Raw genomic sequence first — 21,014 nt, 5'->3', positions numbered from 1 at the left:
TCATGACAGATTTACATCGCTTATCGGTTCGTGAACTTATCGATGGTTTAGCAACCGCTAAATTCTCTTCACGTGAATTGACGCAACATTATTTAAACCGTATTGAAAAAATTGATGCGCAAGTCAAATCATATGTCACTGTGACTGCTGAACAAGCATTGGCTCAAGCTGATGCAGCTGATGCAGCGATCAAAGCAGGTACAGCGACCACTTTGACTGGTTTACCTATTGCACATAAAGATATTTTCTGTACGCAAGGCATTAAAACCACGGCTGGTTCTAAAATGCTAGACAACTTTATCTCTCCGTACGACGCAACCGTTGTAGCGAAAGGTAAAGCTGCGGGCCTAGTGACTTTAGGTAAAGTGAACATGGACGAATTTGCCATGGGCTCTACATCAGAATCATCTTACTTCGGTGCAACGGCGAACCCTTGGGCGCTTGACCGTGTTCCGGGTGGTTCTTCAGGTGGTTCGGCTGCGGCAGTTGCAGCTGACCTTGCACCGTTTGCGACTGGTACAGATACAGGCGGTTCAATCCGTCAACCTGCATCTTTCTGTGGTCTTACAGGCTTAAAACCAACCTATGGTCGTGTATCACGTTTCGGTATGATTGCCTATGCATCATCACTTGACCAAGGTGGCCCAATGGCGCGTTCAGCAGAAGACTGTGCTTACCTTATGAACGTGATGGCAGGACATGATGCAAAAGATTCAACATCTGTACAAAAAGATGCTGATGACTACGTTGCAAACTTGAACGGCACATCGGTAAAAGGATTACGCATTGGTATTCCAAAACAGTACTTTAATGTTGAAGGTTTAGCTGCTGACGTTAAAGCACGTGTTGAAGAATCTCTAAAAAAATTGGAAGAGATGGGCGCAACGCTTGTTGAAATTGACCTCAACATGACTGAGGCATATGTTCCAACCTATTACCTGATTGCCCCTGCTGAAGCATCGTCTAACTTGTCACGTTTTGACGGCGTACGTTATGGCTACCGCTGTGAAGATCCAAAAGACATCATGGACTTATATAAACGTTCTCGCTCTGAAGGTTTTGGTGCTGAAGTTCAACGCCGTATTTTGATTGGTACTTATGCGCTGTCTGCAGGTTATTACGATGCGTACTACGTAAAAGCACAAAAAGTACGTCGTTTAATTCAACAAGATTTCTTAAAAGCATTTGAATCTGTTGACGTGATTGCTGCGCCATCTGCACCGACAACGGCGTATAAGATTGGTGCAAACCTTTCTCCAGTTGAAATGTACTTGGGCGATATCTATACCATCGCGGTCAACCTTGCAGGTCTTCCTGCGATTAACGCGCCTGTTGGTTTTGATCAAAATAATTTACCTGTTGGCTTACAGCTGATTGGAAATTACTGGTCAGAATCTCAATTGTTGTCTGTGGTGCATCAATACCAACAAGCAACGGATTGGCACACCAAACGCGCTGCAATTGCTGAGGAGAATGCATAATGGCGAAGAACAATGCAAAACCTAAATCAAATTTGATTGATGGTTGGGAAGTCGTTATTGGTATTGAGATTCACACTCAACTTGCGACTAAATCTAAAATCTTCTCAGGTTCTTCAACTGAATTTGGTCAAGACCCAAACACTCAAGCGAGCCTTGTTGATTTGGCAATGCCGGGCGTACTGCCTGTATTAAATAAAGAAGTGGTTGATCTTGCTATTCGCTTTGGTTTGGGTATCGATGCTTACATCGACCAAGCGTCTGTATTTGCACGTAAAAACTATTTCTACCCTGACTCTCCAAAAGGCTACCAAATCAGCCAAATGGACAACCCAATTGTGGGGTTGGGTCATATCGACATCCAACTTGAAGATGGCACAGTTAAACGCATTGGCGTAACCCGTGCGCACCTTGAGGAAGATGCAGGTAAATCGATCCATGACCAATTTGAAGGGATGTCAGGTATCGACTTAAACCGTGCTGGTACGCCCTTGCTTGAAATCGTATCTGAACCAGATATGCGTTCGGTTGAAGAAGCTGTTGCTTATATTAAAGCGATTCACACGTTAGTACGTTGGTTAGGTATTTCTGACGGTAACATGGCAGAAGGTTCGTTCCGTGCCGACTGTAACGTGTCTTTACGTCGTCCGGGTCAGCCGTTTGGTACACGTTGTGAGCTTAAAAACCTCAACTCATTCCGTTTCATTGAACAAGCGATCAATGTTGAAATTGAACGTCAAATGGAAATCTTGGAATGGGATGGCACCATCGACCAAGAAACGCGTTTGTTCGACCCTGTGAAGATGGAAACGCGTTCTATGCGTTCGAAAGAAGAAGCGAACGATTACCGCTACTTCCCAGATCCAGACTTGTTGCCTGTGATCATTGCAGATGAGCAAATCGAAGCGATTAAAGCGACTATGCCTGAGCTTCCTGCTGCACGTCGTGCGCGTTTTGTAGCGGACTTTGGTGTGACTGAATACGATGCGCACGTTTTAACATTGACTCGTGAAATGTCAGAGTTTTATGAAGAAGTTGTTAAGGCTGCGGGCGGTGCTGCACAAGGTAAGATTGCTGCAAACTGGGTGATGGGTGAATTCTCAGGTGCTTTAAACAAAGCGGGCTTAGAGTTGGCAGACTCTCCTGTATCAGCAGAGAAATTGGGTGGCATGATTGCGCGTATTGTGGATAACACCATTAACGGTAAGATTGCGAAACAAGTGTTCGGCTTTATGTGGGAAGAAGCCAAAACTGCGGATGAGATCATTGCTGAAAAAGGCTTGAAACAGGAAACTGATACAGGCGCAATTGAAGCGATTATTAAAGACGTACTTGCTGCGAACGAGAAGATGGTTGAAGAGTATAAATCTGGTAAAGAGAAAGCCTTTAACGGTCTTGTGGGTCAAGTAATGAAAGCAGCGAAAGGTAAAGCTAACCCTGCTCAAGTGAATGAATTGATGAAGAAATTGATTGGTTGATCTGATCTTTTTTTAATAAAACCCGCTTTAGAGCGGGTTTTTTTTTAAAATTCTAATTTATAATAAAAAAATTAAAAGAGAGAAATGATTATATGGAAAGAGGTATTATCATCCCCCCTGCGTTAATCAAGTGTGATGTTGAAAATAATAATATATTTATTGAAAGGTCATATAACTCTCAAGAATTACAATATTTTTCACTATATTGGGACAAAATAGCTGTTCCTGAGCAACGCGCTATTAAATTAGCCTTGCCTTATGAACAAGATTATATCGAAGCAGGAATTTTAGAATTAGTCCGCTCTCCATTTCACTCAGGTGCAGGAGCATCAATTCTTCAACAATCACATACTTATGTGGCAAACAAAAAACTACAAGATCAAGTCAATGATTGGACTTTGGTACACATGCTTAATGCCAAAGACAATGACCCACTTCAGTATAAAAATAAAGACGTACTAAAAGCTGAATTAAAGAATCTTTTACCTGTACCTAGAAACAATGTGGCAATTCACGATTTATTAGACTTCAAAAGGCAACGTAAGGCTGAACTAATAGCATTACATGAATCTTTAGATGAAATTTATGAAAAAATATTAAAGAGTGAAGACCAAGACCTAAGAAGAAAAAAAGAATTTCATAATTTAAAAGTAGCTATACATAGTTTAGACCGCACACTGCTTGAGCGTTTTCGTTTAACCTCACGTGTTGATCATTCTGTTAGCTTAGAATTTAATGAAACAGTTTTATCCGATATGATTAAAACCAGTGTTGTTGACATAGCATCAACCACGTTTCCTATACTAACTATCGCTAACACTGTTAGATCAATGATAAAGTTTAAATTTGCTAAAGAATGGACTTTGAAATCTGCTGAAGGAAATTTAAAACTCGATTATTTAGTTAAAGCCAAACAAAATAATATTATTTGAGATGGTTAATTTATTATGACCATCAAAAAAGTAAGCTCCATCGCCAAACTCAAAGACTTAGGACATATTCAACTTTCACAGTCTTTCTTTATGCGTGGTATCTGATCACCCTCTTCCCCCTTGCGCAACATTGTCGCTCATCCCAAAAGGAAAAGGAGCTTTCATTACTAAGTAAATACCATTATCGATTTTGTAATGAATATCCCCTCTCCTGAGCGAGTTTTAAAGCACTGCTTTAAAACTCGCTCAGGAGAGGGCTAGGGAGAGGCATCTTTTAAAATAAAAAATCTAAACATCAGAAAACACTGTCCTATTTTTAGCTCTTCAATCCCCTTACTTTTGCTCTCTATAATCAATCCATACATTGCAAATTAGGCAAATAAAAATGAACAGTACAATTCTTCTTGCACAAAGCTACGGACAACCCGAAGTCCTCGAATTTACAGACTACACCCTCCCACCATTAAACCCTGACATGGCACGCATCCAAGTCAAAGCCGCAGGGATTAACCCCATTGATGCACGTCGCATGACAGGCGAATTCAAACATGCACAACTTCCACAAACCTTTGGAACTGAATTTGCTGGAGTAATCGTAGAAGTACCTGAAAACAGTGCATGGAAAGTCGGTGACGAAGTTTTGGGTTCTGGTGGAGCATTTACCCATGCAACCGTGATAGATGTTCCCCTCGCCAATTTAGTCGCAAAACCTAAAAATCTAGAATGGTCGATTGCAGGTTCGATTGCAGGAGCAGCTCAAACTGCGATGACTATTTTAGATGAAATTGGTCCAATGCAAAGCTTATTGGTACACGGAGGATCAGGCGGTGTGGGTTCAATCACCATTCAATTGGCAGTGAGTCGTGGCATTACCGTCGTAGCAACGGCATCAGCAAAAAACCAAGACTATATCCGCAGTTTAGGGGCGATTCCTGTCGTGTACGGCGAAGGATTGATTGAGCGTCTGAAACAAGCCCATCCAGATCAATTTGATGCTTCGATTGATATGGCAGGTAACGAGGATGCCACTCAAGCCTCATTGGCAACAGTGAAAAATGGCGGATTTATGGGCACGATTGCAGGACGAAAACTGTCATCCGCTAAAATTCAAGCGGTCTGGGTTAAACGTAATGTTTCCAATTTAAAACACGTGGTCGAAGGCGTTGCAAATAATACCTTCAATTGGACAGTCAGTCGTGAATATCCTTTTACAGAAGCACAGCAAGCCTATCGAGACATTTTAGAGGGTCATACGCAAGGTAAAAGTGTGCTGCTATTCAAATAATTTCTATGCGTACAATGTGAAAAGGCAGGATATCATCCTGCCTTTTTTCTAGTTTGAATTATGATGTTGAGTAACGCCACTCTACATTCATCAATCGCTAAATTATGTATATTCTTACGATTGATTGAAATTCGAGATTAACGAGTGATCCCAAGCTTGTTCCAAATATCAGGGGTAAGGAATGTTGTCACCAATTTATTTAAATCAATATAACGCACCACCCCTTTCAGCTGATTATTCACTTCAGGGTTTTTAATGATTTCTTCGCCTGCACTACGACCCAATGCTTGGAAACTTTCACCAACAGCTTGAATACCCTCAGCTTGAATCACCGCTTTGGTCTGTGTTGAACATTGCTCTACGATCACACGTTGCAAGACTTGCGCTAACTTTTGATCCAATGCAGTACGTTGCTCAGCACTGACATTACTAAAGCCTTTTAAATCAGGATGAGTAGACAGTGCTGAATATGTCCACTGTAATACTGTCGTTTTATCAGCAGCAGTCGTCGACTTGACCACACAATCACTCAATTGATCTACAGCTGGTCCCGCATTCGAAAATGTCGATACGCCCATGATCAAAGCCGATGCACACAGTGTACGTAAAGCAGTTTTATTCATTTTTAATGTCATCACTTAAACTCAATTTTCATCGTTGTCATTATGTTTTTGTTGTATCACATCCTGAACGCATTTCCCTACAGATACACTGTAAAACAAGTAAGCACATGAAAATTTAGGTAGTAAATTTGCTAAATCACGCACATCAATGATCATAAATTGACAATAAAGCTTCAAAACCAGTAGGAATAGACGTCAAATTCAAACTATCAATTTTTTAAATAGTTTTCACCAAAATATATAAATTGGATAAGTAGTTAAAAATCAGTAATGATCTTATTCAGGGCAAACAACTCGGAATTGAATCATGGAAAGAAGAATTAAGATTGCGCTCATTGGTGGTGGTATTGCTGGATTAGCTTTAATGACCAACCTGGTAAAAAATAAAAAATTTGATGTGCATTTATATGAGTCAGCAGCACGATTTTCAGAAATTGGCGCAGGCATTTCATTTGGTGCCAATGCTGTTAAAGCAATTGAGCTTCTAGGCTTGGGTGAAGAATATCACGCCATTGCGGATACAGTTGCTGCGCCTTATCAAGATATCTGGTTCCAATGGCGTAATGGCTATACCGATGAATACCTATCGGCTTCGATCGCACCTCAAGTCGGTCAATCTTCTGTGCATCGTGCTGATTTTCTTGATGCACTTATTCCATTCGTTCCTTCACAAAATGCACATTTCAATAAACGTGTACAATCTGTTGAAGCTTCAAGCGCTGGTGTTCGTTTAACTTTCCAAGATGGTGAAGTGGTTGAAGCTGATTACGTGATTGGTTGTGATGGTATCCATTCTGTTGTGCGTGATCATGTATTGGCATCGAATCAACTTCCAAAAGTCGATCCTCAGTTTTCAGGAACATGGGCTTATCGCGGCATTATCAAGTATTTAGATTTTAAACAGGTCATTGCAGAACTTGGACACGATCCTGAACTTGCAGATGTCCCACAAATGTTATTGGGGAAAGACAAACACATCTTAACTTTCCCTATTCGTAAAGGTGAAGAAATCAATATTGTTGCCTTTAAGTCAGATCGCAAGAATACAACTCTGCCAGAAGGGACCCCTTGGACACGACCAACAACCAAAACTGAAATGCTGGCTGATTTTGCGGATTGGAGTGAGAGCTGTCGCGCATTACTGAACTTAATTGAAAAACCTACCATCTGGGCCCTTCATGAGATTGAGCCACTTAAGACCTATCAAAACAGCGAACACAATGTAATTTTGATTGGTGATGCAGCACATGCGATGTTGCCACACCAAGGAGCTGGTGCTGGTCAAGGTCTTGAAGATGCTTTAATTCTTTCTGCATTATTCAAACATCTGGAACATCACTCAGCGCAAATCTGCACTGAAGACCTTGCACAACTCTCTCATGTCTATGAGCAACTGCGCAAAGAGCGTGCCATCCGTGTACAAAACACATCACGAGAATCTGGTGAGATTTACGAATTATATTCACCCCTGTATCCAGACTTTGACAGTGTAGGTCAACATTTGGCACACCGTTTTGATTGGTTATGGCAACACGATTTAGAAAAAGACGTTGTACTCGCACAACATCGCTTAGGCCAAGCAATAGAGAAACATCTCGTGGCTGAAGCCATATAAATAAGCAAAAACATTAACAGGACTGTTATCAACCGATTCATTGACCAGGGAGGTCTCCATGAATACGTTAAATGCAAATGAAATTATTGATCATGCCAAACTCAAAGCCATTCACTGGCGAGTCATCTTACTCAGCGCATTGATTATTATTTTTGATGGCTATGACTTAGTCATCTACGGTGTGGCATTGCCTAAACTCATGCAAGAATGGGCAATCGATCCAATGACGGCGGGCTTCTTAGGAAGTCTTGCCCTCTTTGGCATGATGTTTGGAGCCATCATTTTTGGCAGTATGAGTGACAAACTTGAAAAATATGGCTTTAGCCGTAAAAAACTGATTGCAGTTTGTATTGTCATTTTTAGTGGTTTTACCGTGATGTGTGGACTAGCGAGCAATCCTCAAGAGTTCGGGATCTATCGCTTTATTGCTGGCTTAGGTCTTGGTGGCGTGATGCCGAACGTTATTACACTAATGACAGAGTATGCGCCTAAGCGTTTACGCTCCACCTTAGTGTCATTGATGTTTAGTGGTTACGCTGTAGGCGGAATGTGTTCTGCCATTTTAGGCATGTGGCTAGTACCGCAATTTGGCTGGAAAATCATGTTTATGATTGCAGGTATTCCACTCATTCTATTGCCAATCATTTGGAAGTTATTGCCTGAATCCATCGATTATTTGGTTCGTCAAAACAAGCATAAAGAAGCTGCTCATATCTTAGAACAAATTGACACAAATCTAAGAATTCCTGCTGATATGCGCATTAGTCTGCATCAAGAAAACCAAGAATCGTCTAAATCACCAGTGAAAGACTTATTTACTGAAAGTCGTGGTGTAACTACTGTTCTATTCTGGGCAAGTGTCTTTATGGCATTGGTATTGGTATATGCACTTGGTAACTGGTTACCTAAACTGATGATGGAAGCTGGCTACAACCTCTCAACCAGTTTAGTGTTCCTATTTGCGCTCAATATTGGTGGTATGCTGGGTGCAATCTTTGGTGGTTTTTTTGCTGATAAATTCAGTTTACCTAAAGTTCTTTGCACCTTGTTTGTGAGCGGCGCAATTTCCCTATTCTTATTAAGCTATAACTTACCTACCATGGTGCTTTACTTCTGTGTAGCAGTCGCAGGTGCAGCATCGATTGGCGGACAAATTTTATTGTTGGCTTATATGTCACAATATTATTCATCTAACATACGTGCGACAGGTCTAGGTATGGCACTTGGCGTAGGTCGTTTAGGCGCGATCTTGGGTCCGATCTTATGTGGATGGTTACTCAGCCTTAATTTGCCAGTTCAATATAATTTCATTGCCTTATCTATCCCTTGTATGATTGCAGTGATCAGTGTGACTGCGATCCATCTGCGCAATAAAAAAATTGCAGGCGCAGCAAACGGCGTTAAAAACGTGGCTTATGAGTAAATGATTCATCAATAACATCTAAGTCATTAAAAATAAAAGAGAGAGTTAACTCTCTCTTTTTTTTGTTACAGTGGTTATTCGATATAGCGACTGTCTCTAAATATTTACAAGGAATGTAAAGTTGATCGATTTAAGTCTGATTAAAGTTTTTATTATTATTTATCAAACTCAAAATATCAGTCACGCCGCAGAACGTTTGAATCTCAGTCAACCTTCCGTCACCTATAATTTAAATCGACTGCGGAAAATGCTGAATGATCAGCTTTTTGTACGTGACAAGTTTGGTGTTAAACCCACAAAGCTTGCACAAAGTCTTTATCCAAGTTTCTACGAAGCAATTGTTAAAATTGATATGGCAATTGATTCTGCCAAGCATTTCGACCCGCTAACCTCTTCAAAAGTATTTCGTTTAGGCATTTCTGATTTAGGAGAAATTTGTTTACTTCCCTCGCTGATTGAATATTTAGAACAACATGCTCCCAATATCAAACTCGAAATTGAGGAAATTCACTCAGAAAAAGTAGAGGAATGGCTGGTTGAAGGCTTTTTGGATGTGGCTGTTTTTAATAGCAGTCACACCATTATGCCCAAAATTGAATCTCGAAATTTGTTTGAGGAACGTTATGTCTGTATCGCTAAAAAAGAGCATCCGCGCATACAGCAAAAGCTCAGCATGGACGCGTATTTATCGGAAAAACATGTTGCGATCAAATCGAGTACTGGTCATATTGAAATTGATCAGCGTTTAAAAGAACTTGGTCATTCTCGTCAGATCATGCTTGAAGTCCCCCACTTCAGTGTTTTGCAGAACGTGGTAAAACACTCAGAACTTCTGGTTACTCTGCCTTCGAGAGCCGCGAAGGTTTATCAACAGCATACGGATATTCAAATTTTTGAACTCCCTTTTGAAGTTAGCTCATTCAATGTCAGTGTTAACTGGTATAACCATAAGGATGACTTAGACGCACGTAAGTGGTTTTGTAAGATTCTAAAAAATATTTTCAGCACGCTCTAAGTTCCCACTCAGACATAAAAAGGCTCGTATATACGAGCCTTTTTTAATAATTTAAATCCATGATGGACACTACTTATCCAAAATAGATTCAAATGCTTTTAGACGTTTACGGATAGAAAGTAGCTCAATAATCGTTTTCCACGAACTCACCAAATATTGGAATGACTCACGAACACGATTGAATACACCCATAATTTGTTGGATCAATCCCAGTGTCAACAGGCCTGCTGCAATCGCGGGGAACAACACAAATAACATATACAGATTATCCAGTTGTCCATACCAACGTGCAAACAAGTTGAAATAGGCATAATGGAAATACAATTTAAAATAGTTAGCACGAATATTCTTAAAAAGTTGTTTTAAAGTTGCAGGTTGCGCACGATTTTCATGGTCTTCGCCGTATACCAACTCTTTACGATATGCCGCTTCTACTTTTTGATTATTAAATTCTAATCCTGGCAGTTTCATACCCACCACCATTAATAAGACAGTTCCAAATACCGCCCATCCAATCGCTGCCCATACTAAAGAATATTGCAACTCACCAATAAATGGTAAAACAGGCACTTTCGCAGACAATGCAAATAATAAAGGAAGAAAGGCAATTAACATCAGTACTGCACGTACTAACTCAACCCCTAAATCCTCAACGATCGTTGCAAAACGCATGGTGTCTTCCTGTACACGTTGCGAAGCACCTTCGATATGACGCAATTTCTCCCAATGCTGAACATAGTATTCGTTCATTGCTGTACGCCATCTAAAAATATAGTGACTGGTAAAGAAAGCACTGATGACGCCTGATGTCACTGAAATACTGGCCAAGCTGATAAAGGTCCATGATTCCGCATAGAGTTTATCCACCTCACCACCACCAGAATTTAAAATCTGTTGAATAGAATCCCAAAATGGTACATACCATGCATTCACAGCAACGCTGACTTGTACTGTTAACCAAATATTAAAAAGGATAAATGCAGATCCCCATACTGACCAACGCTGCCACGGATTGTCTGATTTTATTTTCCAAAACAGTGCAAATAAGGCGGTCGCCACCAAGAACCATAGATAGAACCACAAAAATTGTGGTGACCAAAAACGACTGATATTAATCGCAAGTTCAGCTTCTGCATAACCTTGAGGAAAACCTAAATATTCGCCCCATTGTTTTCCATCCGCAAAAAACCATAAAGCGAGATTAATAAAAAACCACAAGACGACAGAGAGAAAAAACCACTTTGGGTTCGGAAAAAATGACTTAAACATTCAGCGCTTATATCCCTAATTTTGTTTGAATGAATTTTCTGAATAGTAATCCTAATTCTGCTGAGTCGGTGCGTTTTTTAGAAATTTTTTGTTATATCTATTGCACGCTCAGCATTGTTGTAACATAAAAAAGCCCCGCAATGCAGGGCTTTTCATCGACTTTAATTAATCGCGAGTTTTCACATCGTACAATTCAATTTCAAAGATTAGATTAGAATTGGCTGGGATAATATTCCCCATTTTACGCTCACCATAAGCCAAATGTGCAGGCACAATTAGTTTACGCTTACCCCCCACTTTCATTCCAATAATACCTTGATCCCAGCCTTTAATGACACGACCTGTACCAATCACAGTCTCAAAGTAATTACCACGGTCTAATGATGAATCAAACTTCGTACCATCTTCCAACCAACCAGTATAATGAGTGGTAATTAAAGCACCTTTTACAGCCTCTTTACCTTCACCTACCACCAAGTCAATAATTTCTAATTCAGCCGTCATGTGCTTACTCCAAATTTAATCTTTAAAATCTTAGTGGCTTACTGTAATTGAGTCCACTCAATCTCAGCTTGACCTTGATCTGAAATCAATGTCCACTCACCATCCATCACATTCAATTGCAGTTGCATTGTACGTTCGCACAATGCTTGGATTTGTGCCGTTGTTTTTTCACTGAGTTGCCAGATTTGCACATTTTTCAATGTTTTCAATTTACTGTTGCGCTTATACCATTCATCCACTGATGATCCATAAGTGACCACCGCAACTTCCTTACAACGCGCACTCGCTTTTTTTACTTTATCTTCGTCTGGACTACCCACTTCAATCCATTTTTCTAACTGACCTGTTAAATCTCTCTGCCAAAGTGCTGGCTCATCAGTTTCAAATAAATCTTTAGTAAATTCTAAATGCTCATCTGCAAAACGAGCATATGCCAATACTCGAACCATCAAACGTTCAATCGTTTCCGACGGATGTAGAGCCATCGTTAACTGATAGTCGCCATATTGATGAACATCCATATTGGCTATGTTTAAATCTGCTTTATAAATCGTCGCTTTTAACGCCATAAGGGGTATCCTCAAATTTGTTGCTAAGCATACCCGATTCAGCGTACATTGAGAAAATGCTTTTCAATCCGTCTGTATTCTGAGTTGAATGATCTAACGATTTTATTGATCATCGATTCGCGCCTTAAGAATTGATTGCTCTAAATGCTCCCAATCTTGATTCTGCTGGGTTATCACTTCAATCCTATTATCAATATTCTCTTCGCCTGATTTGTAATTGAATTGATCAGGATTAAAATTGAATGTCATCCAACCTTGGTTGGTATTGAAGATGCCTTTAATACGTACCCAGTGTTTTAGCTCACAAAGGATGTCTAATAATTCATAAAAATCAAACTGCCAACGTTTTGGAAGCTTCCATCCTGCCACAATATACCCTTGAGCCTGTTCGACGTAATGATATGGAAGTTGCTTTACAGCTGGCATTTCCTCATCAACTTTGAACTGTCGCTGAACCTTGAATAAGGGTTGCATTGAACGCTGAATTCCCACATAAGGATAATCAATTTGTTCTAAGCGAATATTGCCTTGATCAGCTTCAAGCCAATGTGGAATATAAGCTAAATATTGTTGTTTTAAATCAGCCAATTCTTTTCGATCCAAGTCATTCATGTCCGAAGCATGAGACACAACCACAACTTGAGCCGCTTTTAACTGATCTTGATATAAACTCTGCCTCATCCAATCAGAGTCATGTAAACGAGATCCATCAATCACGGTCACTACAGAACGCATCGCAACTAGATGTTGCCAATGTGGTTCAGTCAGTTGTTCAACCAACTGTGCAGGATGACCCAACCCTGTCGGCTCTATAAATAGCCGATCTGGGTGAGATTCTTGTAATAACCGAGACAATGCAATTTGCATTGGCAATTGACTTGTACAACACAGACATCCACCCAATAGCTCTTTGATTTCATAGCCATCATTATTTGGCAATAACTGTTGATCAACGCCAATTTGACCAAACTCATTCATCAATACAGCCCATCGCTCATTTTTAGGTTTAAATTTGAGAAGTTGTTGTAAAAGCGTGGTTTTCCCTGCACCTAAAAAACCTGTAATGATATGTGTCGGCACTGACTGAGTTGCAAGTACTTTCAAAATGGATCTCTGAATTTGAAGAGGTGTACGGATTCTTGTCGGAATTTATCTAAAAAACAAGTCTAGGATAATTTTCCTCATAATTTATATGAATGCATGAATTCAAAAGACTAAATGATTGGAATTAAATAGGATAAGTGAACTGTTGAATCAAAATTAAAAATATGTAAATCTATTTCACAGATCATTACTCTGAATTTAATTCAAAACTTCAATTTTGATTTTCTAATCGAACCTTTTCAAATGTAAAACTAAGTAAAAAAATTGCTGTTTTTTTCTTCACCATGACATATTTTTTGACAACTTTATGAGGCATATTGACTCTCATTGAGACAAAAAAACTACATTACACCTTGGTTTGTTAGTCGTGCGTTAACTATCGTGTTTCACTTTGTTGCATTGATTGCCCAATTGAGCTTCTGGACTTAGGATGAATTTCGTTGACTCGCTAACCGTATTAGATGCGATTCAGCTTTTAACATTTTACGCGATGATCTAGATTTAATTTCATATTCGCTTCTCTCCTCGGAAAGCTTATGAGATTAAATTCTAATTTATTTTATTGAATAAGGATGCCACTCATGAATTTAGTTAAAACTTTATTAGCAACTACACTTGCCTTCACAGCTTTCTCAACATTTGCTGCAACAGAAGCAAAAGATGAAAAAAAACAGGAAGTGTTGATTTCTTCTCAAGAACAACCAGTGAATGCTGAAACTACTGCTGCTGGTCAACCAACAGCTGCTCAACCGGGTACAGAGGTTGCAGCTGAAGAAGGTACTGAAGCTCCTGTAGCTCAACCTGCTCAGTAATTAATCAAAAATAAATTGACTGAATTTTAGACCAAGTCTTCCCCCGATGGCTTGATCTGATTAAAAGTAGAGCTTTGCTACAGCTCTACTTTTTTATGCCTGTTTTTTTTGAATAATTCTCTATAAATTACGATAAACACATATACATAATTATTATAAAACGATATAAGTGACAAATAAATCACATATTTCAACCAAAAAGCCAATTCAATTCTAAGCACGTGACATGAAAATGAAGAAATTTCTTGGGATAGCTATACTCAGCCTATGGCTGGTTGCATGTTCCAAACCTTTACCAGAGGATAAACTGGATTATGTAGGACATTGGATTAGCGCGGACAGTCGTGTTCAATTGAATATTACTGCTAATGGTCGTATAGAATATAGTAACAATCAGCTCAGTAAAAAAACCGCCGTTTCAGCTCCAATTAAACAGTTTTCAGATACTGGATTTGAAACAGGTTTAGGTCCTATCAACACGAAATTTATTGTCACTCGTCAACCCTACAAGGATGCACAAGGGAATTGGTACATGATTGTCGATGGACATACCCTCGCCAAGCTACAAAATCCATAAAAAAAGACTTCACCATGTGAAGTCTTTTTTCTTAAACCGATTTCTTATATATGCTGCAAGAAGGATGATGATTTTCATTCAAACGAGCAATTTTACGATGCTCAGCAGCTTCAAAACGACAGCGTTTCCAGTCATTATCTAGGTTTAGCGGTGGAATTTGTTTTGGTTTCCCATGTTCATCCACAGCGACCATTGTGAAATAACAACTATTGGTATGTCGTACCGTACGTTTTTGAATATTTTGTGCTTCAACGCGGATCCCAATTTCCATTGAGGTACGCCCCACATGATTCACACTGGCTAAAAAAGTCACCAACTCACCCACGTGGATTGGTTCTTTAAAGTTCACTTTATCAACAGATAAAGTTACCACATAAGAACCTGAATATCGACTTGCACACGCATAAGCAACTTGGTCAAGCAGCTTTAAAATTGTTCCACCATGTACATTACCTGAGAAATTCGCCATATCCGGCGTCATTAATACAGACATCGTTAATTCAGACTGATCATCTGCAAGCGGTAACGCTTGGTTAAATTCGGACATAAATATTAGAACTCAATCATGACAGGAGATTTAATACACTATTATAACTTTTTTCTTGATTATAAAATGTTTAAATCAGAAACAAACTCCAATAATTTCAAGACTTGATAGCTTAAAAGTATCAGAGGAAATCATTCACTCTCAGAAACTATGATAAATTTGCCTAAAATTTATTCATCTTTGACTAAACGAAGCATCTCAGCAGAAATATTATCGTATTTTAACTTTAACGATGCTTGATTCTTGACTTGGATTTCATAGGTTTCATCATAGTTAATTCGTATTATTTCGAATGTAATATCTGAATTTGACGCTAAATAAACAATTTGACCAACTTGAAAAACTGACACACTACACCTTAATTTATATTTCATCTTTTTAAGGGTTAGATAAAGTACTAACCCTCATTTTTATGACCCCAATATAACAATCATTCAATTTATAACAATGATTTTACTTATTTTTTATATATATTTTATGAGACAATTAAGATCTGATTCAATTTAGCAATTTAAACAAACAGCTCTTTTACTATCATCATGGGCAGGATACTGATGAGCATCATATTGTCCTATCATCCGATGACGTATCTGATCTAATAAACTAACTTTGTTCAATGCTGCAGTCATACCTGCTTGAATCGTATTTTCACGACCCTTAACATCAAAGATATGTGCTTTTTCTCTTAGATCTGGCTGTATCACAATATCTGCATTTTTTAGCTCGTTATACGCGATCTTATTTTGCATAATATTTATATTTTGATTAAACATCCCCCACACATTCGAGGTTTCCGTGTGCTCTGGCTGGGCCAAAATATCAACAGCAATGACAATATCTGCCCCTAATTCTCTCGCCACATTGACTGGTACAGGGCTCACTAAACCGCCATCAACATAATCCTTATCAGCAATTTTTACGGGAATAAACATGCTTGGAATAGAGATAGAAGCTCTCACTGCTTGCCCAGTATTACCATAGTTAAATACTGTTAAATTTCCATTTTTTAACTCTGTTGCCACCACATACATTGGAATAGGAAGCTGTTCTAAGGGCATAAAGTCCACTTGTTTATTGACATAGTTCTCAACCTTAGCGCCATCAAAAAAGCCTTGAATACCAATGTTAAAATCACGTACATCATTGACTTGCATATTTAATGCAACTTCACGTAACGATTTTGCTGATTTTCCACTGGCATATATTGACCCGACTATACTCCCTGCGCTGGTACCAACAATAAAATCAGGCTTGATTCCACGTTGCTCTAAAACTTCAATGACACCAATGTGTGCATAACCTCGCGCTCCCCCACTCCCGAGCACCAATGCAATACTCGGAGCATCAGTTTTCTTATGCTTATTTTTAATGATATGAGATGAAGCATCCACCAAAGGAGTAGACACTGATTTTGAAAGCTGAGCTTTGGTTACAACCTGTTGACAGCCTTGTAAGCAAATCAAAGATAAGAGGGAAATCAGGAGTACAAACTTCTTCATTGCATCAGAAATTAAAAATCTAAACTGAATGAAAGCATATCATTGACAGGTCGTCTGTATGAATTTTTTATGACAAAAAGCCCCAGATGAGGGGCTTTTTGTAAATGACACTTTCTTAAAAAATCTTCAGATTAAGCAAAGAATTTTAGAATCATCTGAATCACTGTTGCGTTGATTAAGTCAACAAAGAAGGCGCCACATAAAGGTACTATTAAGAATGCTTTATGTGAAGGACCATACATATTTGTAATCGCCTGCATGTTTGCAACTGCTGTTGGTGTTGCTCCCATACCGAAACCACAGTGACCTGCTGCAAGAACTGCTGCATCGTAGTTTTTACCCATCACACGGAAAGTGACAAATGCTGCGTACAATGCCATAGTTAAGGTTTGAGCTGTTAAGATCACAACCAATGGGCCTGCAAGATCAGCCAATTGCCACAACTTAAGTGAAAGAAGTGCCATTGCTAGGTATAACGATAACGAGGCATTACCAAATACATCAATTGCACGATCGAAGATTTCCACTTTCATGAGACCTTCGAGGATGTTACGCAGGATAACACCACCACCTAATGCCCAAACGAAAGTTGGAAGCTCAAACCAAGTGCCTTTACTATAACCTGTCATAAATTCAGCAAATGCCAAACACGCAGCAAATAAACCTAATGTGGTAATCGCATTATCCGCAGTGATTAAACGAACTTGATTACGGTTTTCAAAAGGCACAAACTCGCCTTGATCATTCGGATTTGCAATTGCATTCGCATCACGTGTGTCTTTTTCAACCGAATTCGTCACTGGTGATGAGAGCTGGTGCTTATTAATCAATAATTTTGCTAATGGACCACCAATCAAACCACCAATAATCAAACCAAATGTCGCACTTGCCATACCCAGTGCTAAAGCACCTTGAATACCATGCTCTACTTCTAAAATCTCACCCCATGCACCAGCAGTACCATGACCACCCGTTAAGGTAATAGAACCTGCAATTAAACCAATAAGTGGATCAATACCAAGTAACGTTGCAAGGCTCATACCGACAAAGTTTTGTACGATAATAAATGATGCGACACAGATCAGGAAGATCACCAGTCCCATACCACCTTCTTTGAGTTTGGCGAAGTTTGCACTCAAACCAATCGACGCAAAAAACACCAACATGAAACTGGTTTGCAATTCACTACTCGTAGTAATGCTGTAACCCCACAAATTGTGAACAATTAACGAAACTATGGCAGCAACCAAACCACCAGCTACAGGCTCTGGGATATTATATTTTTTTAAGAAGTCGATTTTGTTGACAAGAAAACGGCCAAGCAATAAAACTATTACTGCAGCAATTAACGTGTAAAAAGCGTTAAAAGTAAATTCCATCATTAATTCTCAGCAAATACAGATGACTGTTAATTCATATTATGCTTGTTTTTTAATCAATAAGATTTATTTCGAATCTCACATCCAAAAATAAACATATCCTTATTCAATATTGATTATCTAAAGGAATAGATAAATTTTTAATTGAGTAACAATATATTAATTCCTCGATTTCATTGGATTCAATCTTGTTAATAAAAAACATACACTTTTCAAAATAAATCAGTTGCTCAAAACGCACTCTATTCTTAGACATACGTTTGGCTAGATACAATTGATTTATGGCTCAAACAAACACTTAAATATGTTTTAGTGAACTTAAAATGATTAAGAAATTCCTGATGATCAGGACTGCTCACTGTTTAAGCCGAACATTATGCACTTTTTTTTATAATTCGCATTACTTTTGTTTATTCAATCAGCAAAATTCAGACATTCTTTAGTCTTAACTGATGAATGACAAGTGAATAAAAAAACCGAGACTATGCTCGGTTTTTTATAACTCATGCTTAGAAGCTGTATTTCGCCATTAAGCCTACACGGTCATCATTATAGCTTTGACCTGCGAAAGTTTCACGCTTACCATTGATATATTCAACACCTAAATCAACAGGTTTCACAGGTGTATAGATAAAGTTAATCCATGCTTGTTGAACAGTTTCATTTGCACTTGGGTTCGCTTTAGCATATCCCGTGCTGTCATCAGCATAGTGTGCGCCATAAGCCAGTGTTGAGCGTAACTGAGGTGAGAACTTATATGTAGCACCAAGTTGGGTTGCAATAAACTCATTTTGTTCAATATTGTTATTTGCATCGACAACATAAGCACTATTTGAGCCATATAAATAGTTGCTGTTTCCTTTTACATAAGACACGTCAGCAGATACTTTGAGTGGTTCGCTAATTTGGTAATTTGTACCGATCGCTACACCAAAACCAGTCTTATCATCACCAGCGGTATCAGATTTATAATTTTCGATTAAGGCACGAGCTGAAGCATTACCTTTACCCTCTGCATAAGCTTGCGTGACTTTTGCAGTTAAAGTTGGAAGACGGTATTTAATACCATCTCCAGTAGAATTACCCTCTTCAGCTGAAATAAATAATTGAGTTGTTGGCGCTAAGTTGTGAGACCAACGCACTTGCGGTAAACGGTTTGTTCCGCCACCAATGTTGGTACCAAAATCGATCATTTCTGGAGCATGATTTGACAAGAAGTTTGAAGTAGTTTGACCGAATAACCAATTATTTAGTGTTAAATACGCATGACGAATACGTAATGCTTCATTTGAGCCTGCAAAGTCCACTTCTACTTTACCACCAACGTCTGCCCCTTCTACTTTAGATTTGAAATCTAAACCAAGACGTGTTGTTTTTGCAGTTGCACGTAATTTATCTTCAACTAACGGATTATTACTCGTTCCAACGCTGTTTACAGCATTAAAGTCATTGTCAGCACCTTCAATGATATAGTTCGCATCCCCACGTACAAAACCATATAGATTCACTTCAGCACCTGCTTTAGTTTTCAAGTTTGTAGGCGCTGCTGCTACTGGTTGAGCTTTAACTTCAGCCAATTGTACTTGCTGCTGTTGTTGTACTTGATGTTGCTGTTGAATTAAAGCTTTTAACGCTTCAACTTCTTGGCGTAATTTTTGAATTTCATCTTTTTCAGTCGCTGCTTGTGCAGTAGAAACTGCAAAAGTTGCAACTGCGATTGCTAAACTTTTCTTTAAAAATGTTTGATGTTTTGATTGACTCATTAAAAATCTCCAATTATTTCATCTTGCATCCGTGCATATATGCTTGGTCAACCTGCTGAATCCCAATCACAACGTTTGATTAATTTAAAATAATCAACGATGCACTAAACTGCTTTTTTTTAAATTTGATGAATTGATTAAAATAAATACGTAACATAATGTGTATTCGTTGTAACTTAATCTAGCAACTTATGTTTCATAATTAAATGTTTTTTATTGTCAAAACCAATTTTCTCAATCACAATTTCTGATGATGAATTGAAAAAAGTTTATATCTGTATAATTTATAAAATCTTTATTTAAAAGCATATTCAAAATTATACCTTAGTCGTAGAGACATCATGGATCATCCAAAATTATTCAAATAGGAGTTGCAATGTCCACAGAACATACTCAAGCCGTTGATGAAGTGATCACTGGCCGCCAATCTATACGTGCCTTTTTAGATCACCCCGTAGACACAAAACTTATCCAAGAAATCTTAGAAGTCGCATCAAGAGCACCTTCTGGCACAAATACTCAACCCTGGAAAGTCTATGTGGTGACAGGCGCACGTCGTCAACGTTTAATTGATCAAGTTTGTCATGCACAAATGCAACTTTATCAAAACCCTGAACTTGCTCAACAATACAACGAGACTTTTGCTTATTATCCAGAAACATGGATTTCCCCGTATATCGATCGTCGTCGTGAAAATGGTTGGGGACTTTATGGGTTGCTGGGCATTCAAAAAGGTGAAAAGGATAAGATGGCTGCACAACATCTTAGAAACTATCAATTATTTGATGCACCTGTTGGCATTTTCTTTACCGTGGATAAAGCCATGGGCATTGGCTCTAAAATGGATATTTCCATGATGATTCAAAATGTTATGCTAGCAGCAAAAGCACGTGGTTTAGATACATGCCCTCAAGCGGCATGGAATCATTTTCATCAAATCGTCACTGATGTTCTGGATGCTCCTGCCAACGAAGAACTCGTTTGTGGGATGGCTTTAGGCTATGCCGACCCTGATGCGCTTGTGAATACTTTCAGAACACCTCGAGTTCCAGTTGAAGAGTTTGCTGTTTTCTTGGAAGACTGATTTTTTAAGGATCAAAACGCTCATTCAGTTAGGGTGGTTTTATAAAGACAAACAGTTA

The 21,014-nt window shown here is 38.8% G+C and carries 20 protein-coding genes; 10 read left to right on the top strand and 10 right to left on the bottom strand.

The window, feature by feature from the left end:
* Positions 1-2: 2 nt before the first annotated feature.
* The 4 genes from gatA (at position 3) to AC1M9N_RS09195 (ending at position 5,173) form a co-directional block, all read left to right on the top strand.
* Entirely contained in the window at positions 3-1,481 is a 1,479-nt protein-coding gene (gene gatA, locus AC1M9N_RS09210) for an Asp-tRNA(Asn)/Glu-tRNA(Gln) amidotransferase subunit GatA (protein WP_481597676.1), read from the top strand.
* Positions 1,481-2,956: an Asp-tRNA(Asn)/Glu-tRNA(Gln) amidotransferase subunit GatB gene (gene gatB, locus AC1M9N_RS09205; protein ID WP_481954630.1), complete on the top strand. Its 1,476-nt coding sequence runs from the start codon at positions 1,481-1,483 to the stop codon at positions 2,954-2,956. The genes gatA and gatB overlap by 1 nt, the downstream gene beginning before the upstream one ends.
* Before the next feature lie 92 nt (positions 2,957-3,048).
* Positions 3,049-3,888, top strand: coding sequence for a DUF6236 family protein (locus AC1M9N_RS09200; RefSeq protein ID WP_481954629.1), 840 nt, complete (start codon positions 3,049-3,051; stop codon positions 3,886-3,888).
* A 385-nt stretch (positions 3,889-4,273) separates the two neighbouring features.
* A complete protein-coding gene (locus AC1M9N_RS09195) occupies positions 4,274-5,173 on the top strand; it encodes an NADP-dependent oxidoreductase (RefSeq protein WP_481954628.1) in 900 nt (299 codons plus the stop codon).
* A 137-nt stretch (positions 5,174-5,310) separates the two neighbouring features.
* Here AC1M9N_RS09195 and AC1M9N_RS09190 read toward each other — a convergent pair whose 3' ends face one another.
* Complete coding sequence (locus AC1M9N_RS09190; protein WP_481954627.1) at positions 5,311-5,796, bottom strand: hypothetical protein; 486 nt, start codon at positions 5,794-5,796, stop codon at positions 5,311-5,313.
* A gap of 307 nt (positions 5,797-6,103) precedes the next feature.
* Here AC1M9N_RS09190 and salA point away from each other — a divergent pair, with 307 nt between their 5' ends.
* From salA to AC1M9N_RS09175, 3 genes are all read left to right on the top strand, one after another.
* A complete protein-coding gene (gene salA, locus AC1M9N_RS09185; protein ID WP_481954626.1) occupies positions 6,104-7,411 on the top strand; it encodes a salicylate 1-monooxygenase in 1,308 nt (435 codons plus the stop codon).
* 58 nt (positions 7,412-7,469) lie between these two features.
* Positions 7,470-8,834, top strand: coding sequence for an MFS transporter (locus tag AC1M9N_RS09180; RefSeq protein ID WP_051586596.1), 1,365 nt, complete (start codon positions 7,470-7,472; stop codon positions 8,832-8,834).
* Positions 8,835-8,958: 124 nt separating this feature from the next.
* Positions 8,959-9,849, top strand: a complete 891-nt coding sequence (locus AC1M9N_RS09175) for a LysR family transcriptional regulator (RefSeq protein ID WP_373683302.1) — start codon at positions 8,959-8,961, stop codon at positions 9,847-9,849.
* Between the two features lie 69 nt (positions 9,850-9,918).
* On the opposite strand, the gene sbmA is transcribed toward AC1M9N_RS09175, so the two are convergent.
* The 4 genes from sbmA to AC1M9N_RS09155 all read right to left on the bottom strand — a co-directional run bounded on the left by sbmA (position 9,919) and on the right by AC1M9N_RS09155 (position 13,295).
* The gene (gene sbmA, locus AC1M9N_RS09170; RefSeq protein ID WP_481589098.1) at positions 9,919-11,118 is read right to left on the bottom strand and encodes a peptide antibiotic transporter SbmA; all 1,200 of its coding nucleotides are present in this window, start codon (positions 11,116-11,118) and stop codon (positions 9,919-9,921) included.
* 165 nt (positions 11,119-11,283) lie between these two features.
* Positions 11,284-11,622 carry an FKBP-type peptidyl-prolyl cis-trans isomerase gene (locus AC1M9N_RS09165; RefSeq protein ID WP_035268363.1) on the bottom strand — a complete coding sequence of 113 codons (339 nt, stop codon included), beginning with the start codon at positions 11,620-11,622 and terminating at the stop codon, positions 11,284-11,286.
* A gap of 38 nt (positions 11,623-11,660) precedes the next feature.
* The gene (locus AC1M9N_RS09160) at positions 11,661-12,191 is read right to left on the bottom strand and encodes a YaeQ family protein (protein ID WP_481954625.1); all 531 of its coding nucleotides are present in this window, start codon (positions 12,189-12,191) and stop codon (positions 11,661-11,663) included.
* 102 nt (positions 12,192-12,293) lie between these two features.
* On the bottom strand, positions 12,294-13,295 hold the full coding sequence (locus AC1M9N_RS09155; RefSeq protein ID WP_481954624.1) for a CobW family GTP-binding protein: 1,002 nt from the start codon (positions 13,293-13,295) through the stop codon (positions 12,294-12,296).
* A 581-nt stretch (positions 13,296-13,876) separates the two neighbouring features.
* On the opposite strand from AC1M9N_RS09155, the gene AC1M9N_RS09150 reads away from it, so the two are divergent.
* Positions 13,877-14,107 (top strand): hypothetical protein, encoded by a 231-nt coding sequence (locus AC1M9N_RS09150; protein ID WP_035268355.1) that lies wholly within the window; start codon positions 13,877-13,879, stop codon positions 14,105-14,107.
* A gap of 232 nt (positions 14,108-14,339) precedes the next feature.
* Positions 14,340-14,684, top strand: coding sequence for a hypothetical protein (locus AC1M9N_RS09145; RefSeq protein WP_035268380.1), 345 nt, complete (start codon positions 14,340-14,342; stop codon positions 14,682-14,684).
* A 31-nt stretch (positions 14,685-14,715) separates the two neighbouring features.
* Here AC1M9N_RS09145 and AC1M9N_RS09140 read toward each other — a convergent pair whose 3' ends face one another.
* The 5 genes from AC1M9N_RS09140 to AC1M9N_RS09120 form a co-directional block, all read right to left on the bottom strand.
* Positions 14,716-15,231 carry an acyl-CoA thioesterase gene (locus AC1M9N_RS09140; protein WP_035268353.1) on the bottom strand — a complete coding sequence of 172 codons (516 nt, stop codon included), beginning with the start codon at positions 15,229-15,231 and terminating at the stop codon, positions 14,716-14,718.
* 170 nt (positions 15,232-15,401) lie between these two features.
* Positions 15,402-15,581, bottom strand: coding sequence for a hypothetical protein (locus AC1M9N_RS09135; RefSeq protein ID WP_035268348.1), 180 nt, complete (start codon positions 15,579-15,581; stop codon positions 15,402-15,404).
* 153 nt (positions 15,582-15,734) lie between these two features.
* Positions 15,735-16,730 carry a patatin-like phospholipase family protein gene (locus AC1M9N_RS09130; RefSeq protein WP_481954623.1) on the bottom strand — a complete coding sequence of 332 codons (996 nt, stop codon included), beginning with the start codon at positions 16,728-16,730 and terminating at the stop codon, positions 15,735-15,737.
* Positions 16,731-16,861: 131 nt separating this feature from the next.
* The gene (gltS, locus tag AC1M9N_RS09125) at positions 16,862-18,109 is read right to left on the bottom strand and encodes a sodium/glutamate symporter (RefSeq protein ID WP_180028146.1); all 1,248 of its coding nucleotides are present in this window, start codon (positions 18,107-18,109) and stop codon (positions 16,862-16,864) included.
* Between the two features lie 509 nt (positions 18,110-18,618).
* Positions 18,619-19,872, bottom strand: coding sequence for a DcaP family trimeric outer membrane transporter (locus AC1M9N_RS09120; protein ID WP_481954622.1), 1,254 nt, complete (start codon positions 19,870-19,872; stop codon positions 18,619-18,621).
* 376 nt (positions 19,873-20,248) lie between these two features.
* On the opposite strand from AC1M9N_RS09120, the gene AC1M9N_RS09115 reads away from it, so the two are divergent.
* Positions 20,249-20,956, top strand: coding sequence for a nitroreductase (locus AC1M9N_RS09115; RefSeq protein WP_481596314.1), 708 nt, complete (start codon positions 20,249-20,251; stop codon positions 20,954-20,956).
* Positions 20,957-21,014 lie beyond the last annotated feature (58 nt).

This window comes from Acinetobacter sp. ANC_7655 (genome assembly GCF_056784015.1).
The sequence above is the reverse complement of the archived record's forward strand: the minus strand, read 5'-3'. Positions and strand labels throughout refer to the sequence as shown.

What these genes read in the sequence shown, in the direction of transcription:
- gatA (WP_481597676.1), top strand. Translation starts at nt 3, where the DNA reads ATGACAGATTTACATCGCTTATCGGTTCGTGAACTTATCGATGGTTTA.
- gatB (WP_481954630.1), top strand. Translation starts at nt 1,481, where the DNA reads ATGGCGAAGAACAATGCAAAACCTAAATCAAATTTGATTGATGGTTGG.
- AC1M9N_RS09200 (WP_481954629.1), top strand. Translation starts at nt 3,049, where the DNA reads ATGGAAAGAGGTATTATCATCCCCCCTGCGTTAATCAAGTGTGATGTT.
- AC1M9N_RS09195 (WP_481954628.1), top strand. Translation starts at nt 4,274, where the DNA reads ATGAACAGTACAATTCTTCTTGCACAAAGCTACGGACAACCCGAAGTC.
- AC1M9N_RS09190 (WP_481954627.1), bottom strand. Translation starts at nt 5,796, where the DNA reads ATGAATAAAACTGCTTTACGTACACTGTGTGCATCGGCTTTGATCATG.
- salA (WP_481954626.1), top strand. Translation starts at nt 6,104, where the DNA reads ATGGAAAGAAGAATTAAGATTGCGCTCATTGGTGGTGGTATTGCTGGA.
- AC1M9N_RS09180 (WP_051586596.1), top strand. Translation starts at nt 7,470, where the DNA reads ATGAATACGTTAAATGCAAATGAAATTATTGATCATGCCAAACTCAAA.
- sbmA (WP_481589098.1), bottom strand. Translation starts at nt 11,118, where the DNA reads ATGTTTAAGTCATTTTTTCCGAACCCAAAGTGGTTTTTTCTCTCTGTC.
- AC1M9N_RS09165 (WP_035268363.1), bottom strand. Translation starts at nt 11,622, where the DNA reads ATGACGGCTGAATTAGAAATTATTGACTTGGTGGTAGGTGAAGGTAAA.
- AC1M9N_RS09160 (WP_481954625.1), bottom strand. Translation starts at nt 12,191, where the DNA reads ATGGCGTTAAAAGCGACGATTTATAAAGCAGATTTAAACATAGCCAAT.
- AC1M9N_RS09150 (WP_035268355.1), top strand. Translation starts at nt 13,877, where the DNA reads ATGAATTTAGTTAAAACTTTATTAGCAACTACACTTGCCTTCACAGCT.
- AC1M9N_RS09145 (WP_035268380.1), top strand. Translation starts at nt 14,340, where the DNA reads ATGAAGAAATTTCTTGGGATAGCTATACTCAGCCTATGGCTGGTTGCA.
- AC1M9N_RS09140 (WP_035268353.1), bottom strand. Translation starts at nt 15,231, where the DNA reads ATGTCCGAATTTAACCAAGCGTTACCGCTTGCAGATGATCAGTCTGAA.
- AC1M9N_RS09130 (WP_481954623.1), bottom strand. Translation starts at nt 16,730, where the DNA reads ATGAAGAAGTTTGTACTCCTGATTTCCCTCTTATCTTTGATTTGCTTA.
- gltS (WP_180028146.1), bottom strand. Translation starts at nt 18,109, where the DNA reads ATGGAATTTACTTTTAACGCTTTTTACACGTTAATTGCTGCAGTAATA.
- AC1M9N_RS09120 (WP_481954622.1), bottom strand. Translation starts at nt 19,872, where the DNA reads ATGAGTCAATCAAAACATCAAACATTTTTAAAGAAAAGTTTAGCAATC.
- AC1M9N_RS09115 (WP_481596314.1), top strand. Translation starts at nt 20,249, where the DNA reads ATGTCCACAGAACATACTCAAGCCGTTGATGAAGTGATCACTGGCCGC.